Annotated in this window: 13 protein-coding genes; 5 read left to right on the top strand and 8 right to left on the bottom strand. The window is 41.4% G+C overall.

Going from position 1 to position 12225, the window contains the following annotated elements; all coding sequences use genetic code 11:
- Positions 1-1212 carry a glycosyltransferase gene (locus tag ACFQZS_RS04775; protein ID WP_377097809.1) on the top strand — a complete coding sequence of 404 codons (1212 nt, stop codon included), beginning with the start codon at positions 1-3 and terminating at the stop codon, positions 1210-1212.
- A gap of 126 nt (positions 1213-1338) precedes the next feature.
- Here ACFQZS_RS04775 and ACFQZS_RS04770 read toward each other — a convergent pair whose 3' ends face one another.
- The 4 genes from ACFQZS_RS04770 to ACFQZS_RS04755 are packed head-to-tail and all read right to left on the bottom strand — an operon-like array spanning position 1339 to position 5184.
- Positions 1339-3018 (bottom strand): GMC oxidoreductase, encoded by a 1680-nt coding sequence (locus ACFQZS_RS04770; RefSeq protein WP_377097807.1) that lies wholly within the window; start codon positions 3016-3018, stop codon positions 1339-1341.
- 8 nt (positions 3019-3026) lie between these two features.
- Positions 3027-3602, bottom strand: coding sequence for a gluconate 2-dehydrogenase subunit 3 family protein (locus ACFQZS_RS04765; protein WP_377097805.1), 576 nt, complete (start codon positions 3600-3602; stop codon positions 3027-3029).
- Entirely contained in the window at positions 3599-4378 is a 780-nt protein-coding gene (locus ACFQZS_RS04760) for a glycosyltransferase (RefSeq protein ID WP_377097803.1), read from the bottom strand. The genes ACFQZS_RS04765 and ACFQZS_RS04760 overlap by 4 nt, the downstream gene beginning before the upstream one ends.
- 2 nt (positions 4379-4380) lie before the next feature.
- A complete protein-coding gene (locus ACFQZS_RS04755) occupies positions 4381-5184 on the bottom strand; it encodes a glycosyltransferase (protein ID WP_377097801.1) in 804 nt (267 codons plus the stop codon).
- Positions 5185-5262: 78 nt separating this feature from the next.
- Between ACFQZS_RS04755 and ACFQZS_RS04750 the strand changes: the two genes are divergently transcribed.
- From ACFQZS_RS04750 to ACFQZS_RS04740, 3 genes are all read left to right on the top strand, one after another.
- A complete protein-coding gene (locus ACFQZS_RS04750; protein WP_377097799.1) occupies positions 5263-6606 on the top strand; it encodes a lipopolysaccharide biosynthesis protein in 1344 nt (447 codons plus the stop codon).
- A 98-nt stretch (positions 6607-6704) separates the two neighbouring features.
- On the top strand, positions 6705-7871 hold the full coding sequence (locus ACFQZS_RS04745; RefSeq protein WP_377097797.1) for an esterase: 1167 nt from the start codon (positions 6705-6707) through the stop codon (positions 7869-7871).
- A 68-nt stretch (positions 7872-7939) separates the two neighbouring features.
- Positions 7940-8614, top strand: coding sequence for a 3-keto-disaccharide hydrolase (locus ACFQZS_RS04740; RefSeq protein ID WP_377097795.1), 675 nt, complete (start codon positions 7940-7942; stop codon positions 8612-8614).
- A gap of 41 nt (positions 8615-8655) precedes the next feature.
- Here the strand turns inward: ACFQZS_RS04740 and ACFQZS_RS04735 are convergent, their stop codons facing one another.
- Positions 8656-9258: a CDP-alcohol phosphatidyltransferase family protein gene (locus ACFQZS_RS04735; RefSeq protein WP_377097793.1), complete on the bottom strand. Its 603-nt coding sequence runs from the start codon at positions 9256-9258 to the stop codon at positions 8656-8658.
- 27 nt (positions 9259-9285) lie between these two features.
- Positions 9286-10401 carry an acyltransferase family protein gene (locus tag ACFQZS_RS04730; protein WP_377097791.1) on the bottom strand — a complete coding sequence of 372 codons (1116 nt, stop codon included), beginning with the start codon at positions 10399-10401 and terminating at the stop codon, positions 9286-9288.
- An 89-nt stretch (positions 10402-10490) separates the two neighbouring features.
- Between ACFQZS_RS04730 and ACFQZS_RS04725 the strand changes: the two genes are divergently transcribed.
- Complete coding sequence (locus ACFQZS_RS04725) at positions 10491-11342, top strand: beta-1,6-N-acetylglucosaminyltransferase (RefSeq protein ID WP_377097789.1); 852 nt, start codon at positions 10491-10493, stop codon at positions 11340-11342.
- On the opposite strand, the gene ACFQZS_RS04720 is transcribed toward ACFQZS_RS04725, so the two are convergent.
- Positions 11343-11885 carry an ATP-binding protein gene (locus ACFQZS_RS04720; protein ID WP_377097787.1) on the bottom strand — a complete coding sequence of 181 codons (543 nt, stop codon included), beginning with the start codon at positions 11883-11885 and terminating at the stop codon, positions 11343-11345.
- 2 nt (positions 11886-11887) lie between these two features.
- Entirely contained in the window at positions 11888-12223 is a 336-nt protein-coding gene (locus ACFQZS_RS04715) for an STAS domain-containing protein (RefSeq protein WP_377097785.1), read from the bottom strand.
- Positions 12224-12225 lie beyond the last annotated feature (2 nt).

The raw sequence follows: 12225 nt of genomic DNA, 5'->3' as shown, positions 1-12225 counted from the left end.
ATGGTAAACGATATACTTAAAGGGAGAGATATTATTGTAGTTGGTCAACAACCCTGGGACGTTGAAATTGGCAGCAACTGCAAAAACCTGGCGCTTGAATTTAGCAGGCATAACCGCGTGTTATATGTAAACTCTGCCCTTGACCGAAGGAACAAAATTAAAAATGCCGACGACCCTAAAATACAAAAGCGCGTAGAGGTAGTTAATGGCCGTATGGATGGCCTGGTAGAACTGAAGGAAAATCTTTGGAATCTTTATCCGGATGAGATCATTGAATCTATTAACTGGATGCCCCATAATTTCATCTACACTTTTTTAAACAGAATAAACAACAGGCGTTTTGCGCGCTCAATTGATAAAGCGGCCAAAAGGTTGGGTTTTAACAATTATATATTGTTTAATGATGATGACCTTTTTAAGAGCTTCTATTTAAAAGAGATGCTGAAACCGGCATTAAGCATTTTTTACTCGCGCGATTACCTGCTATCCGTTGACTATTGGAAAGTGCACGGCAAGACCATGGAACCGGCCTTGATCAAAAAAAGCGATCTGTGCGTTGCTAATTCTACCTATCTGGCGGCATACTGCAAAAAATATAATCCCAATTCGCATTACGTTGGGCAAGGTTGTGATCTGGAGATGTTTACCAACCAACAGGAACTGCCGATACCAGCCGATGTGGAGCCTATAAAAAAACCTGTTATTGGTTATGTAGGCGCTCTGCAAAGTATACGGCTGGATATAGAATTGTTAGAACACATTGCTAAAACCAAGCCTGAGTGGAGCATTGTACTTGTCGGCCCGGAGGATGAAGTATTTAGAGCGAGCAACCTGCATCAGATAAAGAATATCCACTTTTTAGGTGGTAAAGATCCTTCTACCCTGCCATCCTATATTAATTCATTTGATGTTTGCCTTAATCCGCAATCTGTCAATCAGGTTACAATCGGCAACTATCCCCGCAAAATTGACGAATACCTGGCTATGGGGAAACCCACTGTAGCTACCCGCACCGAGGCCATGAGCGTATTTGAAGAGCATACCTATTTAGGCGCTACTAAAGAAGATTATGTTACGCTGATTGAAAAAGCACTAACAGAAGATAGCGCAGAAAAACAGCAGCAACGCATTGGTTTTGCCACTACACATACGTGGGAGAATAATGTTAAAGAGATCTATAAAGCTATAAATCAGACAGAAAGAAGGAAATAACCCAATCTGTCATTCTGGCGAATTGTCATTGCGAGGTACGAAGCAATCGCACAGAGAAAAGCGGCATGCAAGTCCGCGATTGCTTCGTACCTCGCAATGACAGCAAGTATAAATGGCGTTAGCGATTTAAATATTCCCCTTCTTCAATTCATTCACTGCAAAATCACAGGCGCGCGCGGTAAGTGCCATATAGGTTAATGATGGGTTTTGGCTGGCGGAAGATGTCATGCAGCTGCCATCGGTAACGAAAAGATTTTTAACTGCGTGTACCTGGTTATTGCCGTTCAATACAGAGGTTTTTGGATCGTGGCCCATGCGGGCTGTACCCATTTCGTGCACGGTTGCGCCGCCGGGCTTTCTGTAGTTAAAGGTTTCAATATCAGTAAAACCGGCCTCTTCCAACATTTCGCCGCATGAGCTGCGGATGTCTGCCATCATTTTGTCTTCATTGTCTTTAAAAGAAAAATCAACATTGATGAGTGGCAAGCCCCATTTATCTTTCTCAGTCGCGTTAAGCGATATTTTATTATCATGATAGGGCAAACATTCGCCCCAGCCTGCCATCCAAACTGTCCAGGGGCCGGGTGTGGTTATCTGTTGCTTAAAATCAGCGCCAAAACTTCCGAAGTTCTTCATGTCCGGCCATTCAGAACGCTCGCCGTGCCCTTGTATATTAAAGCCGCGTGTATATCCCAGGCCCTCATCGCCTTTAAGATTACGGTAACGTGGTATCAAAAAGCCACAGGGCCTGCGACCCTTATAATACATGTCTTTATAGCTATGGTGCTTACCTGAAGCTCCGGCTGATGAATGATGATCCATCAGATTATGTCCCAGTTCGCCGCTATCGTTACCCATGCCGTTGGGGAACCTGTTTGATTTTGAGTTGAGTAAAATACCTGCAGTAGCAATGGTTGAGGCGTTCAGAAAAACCACTTTGGCGTGATACTCAAAGCTCTCTTTTGTCTCTGTATCAATAACACGTACACCTTTAGCTCGCTGTTTATGCTCGTCATACAAAACCTCGGCAACTATAGAGAATGGCCTTAGCGTAAGGTTTCCTGTTTGCATAGCCGCCGGAATTGTTGAGCTATTGCTGCTAAAATAGCCGCCAAACGGGCATCCGCGCGAACACAAGTTACGGTTCATGCACGGCCCCCTGCTGTCCCAACCTTTGGTTAAATTAGCTATGCGTGCAATTGTAAGCAAACGATCAGAGTTTTTTTTGCGGATAGAATCATTCAGATGATGTTCTATACAGTTTAGCTCCATCGGTGGCAAAAATTCGCCATCGGGCAGTTGATGCAGGTTCTCTTTATTGCCGCTTACACCAATGTGCTTTTCTGCATAACTATACCACGGCGCAATGTCTTTATACCTGATGGGCCAATCAACGCCTATCCCCTCCTTTAAGTTAGCCTCAAAATCCAGGTCGCTTAAACGGTAGCATTGCCTGCCCCAGGTTAAAGACCGACCGCCAACCTGGTAGCCGCGATACCATAAAAATGGTTTTTCCTGTATGTAAGGATGATCTTTATCGTTTACATAAAAAAGCGCGTTGCCGGCATAAGTTCCGGTAGATTGTATGGGGCTGTCGGCTTTAAATTGCGGCGTGTTGTTCAAACGGTACTCAAAATCCCACGGATTTAAGTTTGCGGTGGGATAATCCATTAAATGTTCCACATTGCGGCCGCGCTCCAGCAGTAAGGTTTTTAAACCTTTTTTACATAGCTCCATAGCCGCCCAACCGCCGCTTATACCCGACCCTACCACTATTGCATCAAAACTATTATCTGCCGAAGCCATTTTTTAAATTATTTAGTTGACCAGGCCAGCTGGTTTTTTTGTAACGGAATGCAGGCTTCAAAAGTAACGGGTATATAATCATAAGCCATGCCCTGCGTAGCACCGGCTAAAGATGTGCAATACCCTTCAACGGTAAGGTCGCGCAGATGAAAGAAGAAAGGCGCGCCCAAAAACTTACGGTTAGCGCGGTTCAATAAATCAAACGGATAGGTTGCCTTATCCTCAAAATGCTTTAAAATTTTATTTTTTTCATCGCTTGCGCAGTTGGTAAATAGCTTTTTATACTCATCCATAGCATAATGGTCAACTGCATACAAGCCTGCTAAAAACGACCGCTGCATTTTTGGGTCGGTATTTTCCGCGATCATTTTTATGATGTAGTCTTCAACATGCGCATCTTTTGCTCCCGGTGTATGCGTACGCGGAATTATCGTTTCGGCAAGTTCAGCAATTAAAGGTTTCTTTTTAGACAGATCACTTAGCGGTATAGCTTTGCCTGGGGTTAAAAAGTTATATAAAGCGCCTGATGCACCACCCAGCGTTACTATGGCTACAATACTTTTAATGGCTGTTTTCCTTTTCATTTACCGGTTTTAAAAGTAAGGTAATCAAATGTGTGTTTCACATTTCTATATATCGCCCTTACAAAACTTATCGCAAAGTTATCACTTTGCCGCACATCGCTGCGTGTCATGGTGCTGGGTTCATCTTCAGAGTTAAGCTGATCAAATAAACCTTTGGGATCATCATAGATCATCGCCTTCCCTTTGTTTTTATTAAAGGACATAGCCATGGTGAACTCCGTTTTATCGCCTTTTATCCCTTCAGGATACCGCCCGAATTTTTCTAAAAAGCTACTCCTGCGTAAGTGAGGGTGATCGCTGTAAACATGAAACTTGCGGTACCCCGGATACCATATCTTAAATATCATTTCAGAAAAGCCGTTTTTATACGGTTTAAGATAAGGATATTTAAAATAGGCATAAAACCTTACTATATCAACATCTTTTCGCTCCTCCATAATGGCTAAGGCATTTTCTAAATGCGTTTTATAACCGGGGAATGGATCAAAATCTTCTTGAACATATAAGGTATAAGGTGTGTTTATGGCATCCTGCCCCTTATTAATGTTATTACCGAGTCCGGCGTTTTTAGGGGTGGTTATCAGGCGGAAATGGTATTTATCGGTAATTGATTTAAGGTAATCAAGGTGTTCCGGCTTACTACCATCATCAGATACCACAATATCGCCAAAACTGATATGCTGCGCTTCAAATGCCTTTAATAAGCGCTCAAGCGACTGGCTGCGGTTATAATGAGTAACCAGTAAAGTGATTGAACTGAACTTAGAAGCCGACATAATTATTTTTTAACCGGTTTGGTAAACAACACCTGGTAAGTGTTTTTTAATAATCTGAATTGCAAATACGCCGCGCGTAATGCCAAAGCAAGCGGGTTTCTGCTTTCGCGCCAGTTGGCCCTGCTCATGGTACTTGGCTCGTCGGATGAATTTTTTTGCCAGAACATATCGTTAAAATCATCCCGGATAATGCCTTTGCCTTTGTTTTGAATAAAGGATACGGCCATACCGAATTCGGTTAGATCGCCTTTTATACCTTCAGGATAACGGCCGAATTTCTCGAAAAAAGTGCTTCTGCGTAAATGCGGATGATCACTATAAACATAAAATTTAAGGTGATTATTGGCCAACGGAGAAATACTGAATTTCATTTCAGAAAAGCCTTTACCATAGGGTTTTGTATACGGATATTTAAAGTAGGCGTAAAAGCGCGCTACGTCCAGTTGTGGGTCGGCGTTCATAAAGCCGAGCGCGTCTTTAAAGTGTTCTGCAAAAGCCGGTTTGGGCTCAAAATCTTCCTGAACATAAAGCGTATACGGCGTTTTTACGGCATCCTGTCCTTTGTTAATGTTGTTGCCCAAACCCGCGTTTTTAGGGGTGGTGATGAGCCTAAAGTTTAACTCTTTCTCAAGCACCTTCAATCTTTCCTGGTTTTCGGGCTTGCTGCCATCGTCAGATACCACAATGTCCTCAAAGGCAGCATTGAGCGCCGTAAAGGCATTTAGCAACCGCTCCAACGATCTGGTGCGGTTATAATGAGTAACCAGTAAAGTAACGCCTTCAAAATAGGTTTTATCCCTGCTCATGCGCGAACAAAATGTTTTTAGTTGCCGTTTAAAAGGATAAAATTCTTTATCCTTGTTTCAGCGTAAGTTTACGAAAAGATGTTCAAAAAAGTTTTTAATCTTATCCGTAATAAACATTTTTTATCCTTAGCGGGCAATATCATTATGTCCGGGCTGGGTTTGGTTACCACTACGTTGATCTATCGCGCTCTCCCGCAGGATAGTATGGGTAATTGGGTACTTTTTCTTTCTAACCTGTTGTTTATTGATACCATTCGTTCCGGCTTTTTAACAACTGCTTTTATTAAGTTTTTTGCCGGCTCAAGTGAAGAGCGAAGCGCAGAAGTGGCGGGGTCTGCGTGGTTTATAGGCGCTGTCATTTCCGGCATACTCGCGCTCATTGGCTTGTGTTCCTACCCTTTTTTACATTTAATAAAAGGCGATGGTTACCGGCTGTTCTTTCAGTTCTCAGGTTTGTATTACCTGATATCTTTACCTTGGTTTATGGCAACCTGCATGGTACAGGGTCAGCAAAAGTTTGATCGCCTGCTTTACATCCGCTTCTGCAACCAGGGCAGTTACATTGTTTTTATTATAGCGCTAATGGTTACCGGCCGGGCCACTATACATGCCATATTAGCATCTTACCTGGTATCCAGCTCGTTAACAACTGTATTTGTACTCATAAAAGGTTGGTCGGGCATAAGCAATTTAAAACACCGGACTAAGGCAGGTATTTTGGAGATCTATCATTTCGGCAAGTTTTCTGTTGGGTCATCATTAAGCTCAAATATGTTTAGCTTTTCTGATGTTCAAATAATTAATACTTTACTTGGCGCGTCTGCCCTTGCTATTTATAACCTTGGCCAAACATTGATGCAACTGGTTGAGATACCATTACGCAGCTTTTCTGCTACAGGTATGCCCGAACTATCAGCCGCTTATAACCAGGGCAACCGCGAGTTGGTAATACACACAATGAAACGTTATGCGGGTATGTTGGCGGTAGTTTTAATACCTATAGTTATAATTGGCTGCGCTCTGGCCGATCTGCCTATTTATATTATAGGTGGTGGCAAGTATGTGGGTACCGAGGCGGCTAATGTTTTCCGGCTATTTTTAAGCTTTGCCATTATCTTCCCACCTGATAGATTCTTTGCGCTTACACTTGATGTTATACATCAACCTAAAATAAACTTTTATAAGGTGTTGGTAATGCTGGCGGTTAATATAGCTACAGATTTTCTGGGTATTTACTTAACCGGCAGCGTTTACGGTATCGCCTTTGCTACGGTGTTCCCTATTTTAACCGGTACTATAATTGGATACTGGGCGCTTAACAGATATAGCAAATTTACCTACTGGAGTATTTTTAAAACAGGCTTTTATGAAGTGAAGCTATTTTTGAAGAGCCATTCGCGTAAGAAAGCGGTAAACGCGTAAATTGGGTAACCAACAGCAATTAAACTTTGCAAATATTTACATCGTTTGCGTAACGGAAATATTATTCTGATATTTAGTGCAACCAACTATAAATCATAATGAGACAAATTAACACTAATACTGCCTGCTCAGGCAAAATGAGCTTCGGCAGGTCTGCACTTATCACGGTACTTTGTTTAAGCGCTTCGTTAAGTGCCATGGCACAGGCTATGGGCGGCGCGCAAACGCTGTTTATATCCAACGAGGTAAGCAAAGACAATATGGTTACGCTTAGATTTAACGCGCCAAAAGCAAACGACGTTAAGGTTGTTACCCAAATGACCAAAGCGCCGCAGCAAATGAAAAAGAACGATAAAGGTGTGTGGGAAGTTACCTTCGGGCCTGTAAAACCTGATATGTATCCCTACGCATTTAATGTAGATGGAGTGCAGGTTGCCGATCCGGGAAATTCAAACATATTTCCTAACGAGAATTTTCAAAACAGCGTACTCGATGTGCCCGGCCCTACTCCCCTGGTGCATTCCATTCGTAATGTGCCGCACGGCCTGGTAACTTATCGTTACTACAACTCGGCTGAGTTAGGCAACCGCACGGTTGTTGTTTACACGCCGCCGGGCTACGAAGCTAATCCTTCAAAAAAATACCCGGTTCTGTATTTGTTGCACGGATCATCGGACACTGAAGAAACCTGGACGAAAGTTGGAAGGGCCAACTTTATACTGGATAACCTGATAAAAGAAGGTAAAGCACAGGAAATGATAATTGTTATGCCTTACGGCCGCGCCTACCCTACCATTACCAAAACCGGTAGCCTGCGCGACTGGCCGAATCTGCAGGAGTTTAAAAAAGACTTTTTTGGCAACCTGATGCCGTTTGTTGAAAAGAATTACAGAACTAAAAATGATAAGGACAGCCGCGCTATAGCTGGTTTCTCCGGCGGTGGCGGCACCTCGCTTTATTTTGGCTTGAACAATCAGGATAAATTTAGTTACGTAATTGGTTTTGCACCGGGGATGCTTAAAAACGAGTTCGACCGCAACAATGCGTACGCGTTTGAAAACCCGGAAAAAACCAACAAACAGTTAAAACTGTTTTGGATGGGTGTTGGAACCGAAGACCCTACCTACGGTACAATAAAGAACGATTACATGAAAGTGTTGGATGAAAAGAAGATAAAATATGAGTCCTTCTTTTCAGACGGTGGACACACCTGGATGAATTGTAAGCTGTTTCTAAGTACAGTAGCTCAAAAGCTTTTTAAATAAAACCATAATCAAAGCCCGGTGCGAATGTACCGGGCTTTGATCGTAATAAGCTAAATCACATTACTGGTATGAGAAGATCTCTGTTAATCTGTTTTTTACTGGCCGCGCATGTTGTAAATGCTCAAAGTGTAAAAAAAGTGCAAACGCTTTTCAATGGCACCGACCTTAAAGGCTGGTACAGCTTTTTAACTTCTAAAGGAAAAAATAATGATCCGGAGAAGATTTTTACGGTGAGTAATAAAATGCTGCACATAACCGGAAAAGAATTTGGCTATATAGCTACAGAAAAATCGTACAAAGATTTTCATTTAGTAGTTGAGTTTAAGTGGGGAACAAAAAAATATCCACCCCGGGATGCTGATACAACAAGGCGGGATAACGGCATATGCTTTTTTGTACCTGCGAATGATACCGACGTTGTATGGCCAAAATCAATTGAGTGCCAGATACAGGAAGGTGATGTAGGCGATATATGGTTAATTGGTTACACCACTGTAGTTATCGACGGAAAGCGCACCACTCCTAAGGATTATAACCGGGCTCAAAAGAAACGCGACGGCGAAAAGCCAACAGGTGAATGGAACCGTGTAGAAGTGATTGCAGATAAAGGAAAAATAAAATATATAGTTAACGGGGTGGTTGTTAACGAAGCTGAAGCGCCGTCTGTAACTGAAGGTAAGATATTGGTACAGTCTGAAGGCGCGGAGATTTACTACCGGAAAATTGAGATAACGGAACTGTAATAATCCCTTTCACACCTTTATACTTGTTTTGTCTCGGAAGATTATCCGTTAAACAGTTTATTGCGTTTAATCTCTTTGCCTTGTCTAATCTGTAAGGCATGCCAACAGCTCGGAACATCAGGCATCCATTTGGGTAATAGTAAAATTATCAGGTATACATCAATATGAGCGATAACGCCGACAATGAAGGTTATCAATAAAGGTACTCCCCCATAACCAAAGCCAATTAAACTGATGAATGCGATGAAAAGTGTAACTGCCCAAAATTTGCTTATTAAAGCATGCGTGGCATTTTCTTTTTTAAACTTTAAAAAGCTTAACACGTAGGTAAGCCCCTCCATTATTAAAATTATTATTATCAAATACCTGTTATCAAGTATTACTTGGGGATTAAGTAACCACGCGCACCAGGCAACACAAAGCCAGAAAAACAGGTCGGTTGTACTATCTATACGTCTCATTTTAACGGTAGATACATTCAACCGTCGGGCAATAATGCCGTCAAAAATATCAGATAGAATTCCCAACAATATCAATACTGCTAAAACAAAGCGCAAAGCTTCCCCATTGCTGTAGGCCAGCCATATCATAACAGGCCCAAGCAACAGCCGGAATAAGATCAATAGATAAGGGATCGATTTCATTTTTAAATAAACATCATGCGCAACGTTCTACCAAACCCACCAGCCTTTTTTCCCGGGCTCTTTTTTAGTTGATAGGTTAAAGCGCATTTCAATGTGTTTAAAGGTCCAGGCAGAGGCTACCCATATAATGGCATAGTTTACTATAAACATGTATGCATAAGCTGATGGCGGTAGCTTTAACGCCCTAAAGAACACCACATTAAATAAACTCAGAATTAGGGTATGGATCATGTAGATAGAATACGAATATTGACCGGTGCGATGCAAAAACTTCGACTTTTTTAGCTGAGCTGATAGCCACCCTTTCTCGAAAGCGAAAACCAGTATAGTTGTAAAAAATACAGCCAGGTAAATAAAACCATAGTTTTTAAACACCTCGCCATAACAAACGGAAATAATGGTAATGGCAAGCATCAGTATCTCTAAAAAGCTAAACAAAACGTTGCCAGCTGTTCTGATGGCAGTTTTATAAGTATTGAACGTTGTGAAGCAAATAACACCAATAAAAAAACCGGTTATGCCACGAAGAAAGCCGTAATCGAAAGTAAATAATAACCCGAATGTGCCGGTTAGCACATGCAGCAATGCTATCCCGGCCAATACAACCAGGGCGTAAACAAACAATTTGCCTTTAGTTAAACCAGCTTTGCCAATCATCAGCATCGTTAAACCGAATACGATATAAGCTATCATTTCGGCGCTTATTGACCAGCTTGCTATGTTCCAGCTCACGTCATGAATGCCGGGCAGCTTTACCGAGTTGAGTAAAAATATATTGCTTAAAAAGGTGCTTAAATTGTTACTTACGTTATCAATTTTATTAACCTGCACATAACCGGCGGCAAAATGTTTAGAAAGTTCTATAGCGACAAAGGCCAGTAAAACAATTAAATGCAGTGGATATAAACGAAAAAAACGCTTTTTGTAAAACCTGTTAAGCTCTGCTCCCGTTGAAATGCTTTGATAACTGTAAGCAATTACAAATCCGCTTAAAACGAAGAAGAAATCGACAAAAAGGTCGCTGTTATAAACAAACTGATTATTTATAATTGGGGTGGCCGAAAAGGTACTCATGTGGAATAAAACAACCAGGCTTGAAAAAATACCCCGGAAAATATCCAATACCTCAAATCTTTCCTTCATTTAAATGTTATAAGTGTATAGCTTTATACGAATATAAGGCAGCTATGTTAGCTTCAATAATAAAACCGAAATAAATTTACCCGCGATACGTGAAAGTAGCACATTTAATACTGGCCCACAGTCAACCACAGCAATTAGAGCGTCTGGTTAATAGCCTGCACCATGATGATGCCGATATCTATATCCACCTGGATAAAAAAACGGATGTCGCGCCATTTCAGCACCTTGCCGGTATTAAAAATGTACACTTTATACAAAAGCGCGTTAAAGTTTACTGGGGTACTTATAATATAATTAAAGCAACCTTTAATGGCTTTACAGAGATATTGAACTCGGGTAAAAGTTATCAATACCTCAACTTATTAAGCGGACAGGATTATCCCCTGCGGCCACAACAGGAATTGCACGATTTTTTGGACGCCAACCCAGGCAAAGCTTTTATGAACTACCTGTTGTTTGAATCTGAATGGCCTGATGGTTTGCCAAGGGTGCGCTTTTATCATTTTAATAATTTCAGGCTGCCGGGGCATTTTATTTTGCAGGAACTTGTTAATAAATTGTTTGGGGCGCGTACCATGCCAAATGATATGATACCTGTGGGCCGTTCGCAATGGTTCACTATATCAATGGACTGTGTGCGATACATACTTGATTATTGGAACAATACGCCCAAACTGCGCCATTTTATTAAACTAACCTGGGGGCCTGATGAGTTTATTTTCCAGACTATTTTATACAATTCGCCTTACCGGGATGTAATGGTAAAAAATGATCTGCGCTATATTGATTGGTCGGGTGGCGGGGTTAGCCCCAAAACTTTAACTGTTGAGGATGCATCGCTTTTGAAGAAATCAGGTGCCTATTTCGCCCGTAAGTTTGATGTGAACACAGATGAAGCTGTTATGGATATTTTAGACGGTTTAGTTAAAACTAACTATTAATTATTCTGCTAAACGCATCCGCACGGTAAATCTGTTAAGCCCCGAAGCGATATCATAATGATAGGTAAACGCTTCGGCAGATCTGGATATAATGACCATACCGAAATGTTCGTTTATGGCGTTAATATCTACCTCTTTCTTGTTGTCGTTTTGTTCGCAGGTAAAACGGACGGTATTGTTCATCTCTACAACGGCGTAAATACTGTGCAGCTCGTCGTAAGTTAATAGTTTTTTGTATCCGGGTGCCTGTTTAAAAATATCGGCAAAATTTTCGGGGTTAAACTGCGAGCCGAAGTCTGTTTTTTCAATGGTAAGGTAATTGTCGTCAAGATAAATTCGCATACAGGTTTCTGCATTCTTAACATGTTTAAGCGCGTTAGTCAGCAGTTCGGTTATTACCATTTCTATTTTAAATCCCAATTGTTCGCTGGCAGCATCCGCAGGTAAAAATTCATAGATAAACGCGCGTATCTCCCGCAACGACGAGATCATTGATTCGCGTATATTAGGTAATACAAACTGATTAAATATTCTACCCGGCATAGCTATTGAGCAAGCGCATCATTAAAATTATCATAGATCTTAAACACCTTATCTAACCTAATCAGCGCGAAAAGGTTTAGGATATCTTTACGCATACCAACCAAAATAACATCAGATTGGAAGGATATGACATATTTAAGCGCCGCAACCAAAGCCCCTAAAAAAGAGCTGTCAATATATTGCACCTGCTCCATATTTATTATAAGGCGTTTTCTTTGATGTTTATCAAAAATATTGATCAACTCGGCCTTAAAGGCATCGGCATGGCCCATGTTGGCATCTTTAATTTGCAGGGTAAGCAAAACGTTTTGGGGATCTTCCTGATATATCTTTATCATAC

It is taken from the genome of Mucilaginibacter calamicampi, assembly GCF_042676765.1.
GTDB lineage: Bacteria > Bacteroidota > Bacteroidia > Sphingobacteriales > Sphingobacteriaceae > Mucilaginibacter > Mucilaginibacter calamicampi.
This window is presented reverse-complemented; position numbering and strand designations above follow the sequence as displayed.

What these genes read in the sequence shown, in the direction of transcription:
- ACFQZS_RS04775 (WP_377097809.1), top strand. Translation starts at nt 1, where the DNA reads ATGGTAAACGATATACTTAAAGGGAGAGATATTATTGTAGTTGGTCAA.
- ACFQZS_RS04770 (WP_377097807.1), bottom strand. Translation starts at nt 3,018, where the DNA reads ATGGCTTCGGCAGATAATAGTTTTGATGCAATAGTGGTAGGGTCGGGT.
- ACFQZS_RS04765 (WP_377097805.1), bottom strand. Translation starts at nt 3,602, where the DNA reads ATGAAAAGGAAAACAGCCATTAAAAGTATTGTAGCCATAGTAACGCTG.
- ACFQZS_RS04760 (WP_377097803.1), bottom strand. Translation starts at nt 4,378, where the DNA reads ATGTCGGCTTCTAAGTTCAGTTCAATCACTTTACTGGTTACTCATTAT.
- ACFQZS_RS04755 (WP_377097801.1), bottom strand. Translation starts at nt 5,184, where the DNA reads ATGAGCAGGGATAAAACCTATTTTGAAGGCGTTACTTTACTGGTTACT.
- ACFQZS_RS04750 (WP_377097799.1), top strand. Translation starts at nt 5,263, where the DNA reads ATGTTCAAAAAAGTTTTTAATCTTATCCGTAATAAACATTTTTTATCC.
- ACFQZS_RS04745 (WP_377097797.1), top strand. Translation starts at nt 6,705, where the DNA reads ATGAGACAAATTAACACTAATACTGCCTGCTCAGGCAAAATGAGCTTC.
- ACFQZS_RS04740 (WP_377097795.1), top strand. Translation starts at nt 7,940, where the DNA reads ATGAGAAGATCTCTGTTAATCTGTTTTTTACTGGCCGCGCATGTTGTA.
- ACFQZS_RS04735 (WP_377097793.1), bottom strand. Translation starts at nt 9,258, where the DNA reads ATGAAATCGATCCCTTATCTATTGATCTTATTCCGGCTGTTGCTTGGG.
- ACFQZS_RS04730 (WP_377097791.1), bottom strand. Translation starts at nt 10,401, where the DNA reads ATGAAGGAAAGATTTGAGGTATTGGATATTTTCCGGGGTATTTTTTCA.
- ACFQZS_RS04720 (WP_377097787.1), bottom strand. Translation starts at nt 11,885, where the DNA reads ATGCCGGGTAGAATATTTAATCAGTTTGTATTACCTAATATACGCGAA.
- ACFQZS_RS04715 (WP_377097785.1), bottom strand. Translation starts at nt 12,223, where the DNA reads ATGATAAAGATATATCAGGAAGATCCCCAAAACGTTTTGCTTACCCTG.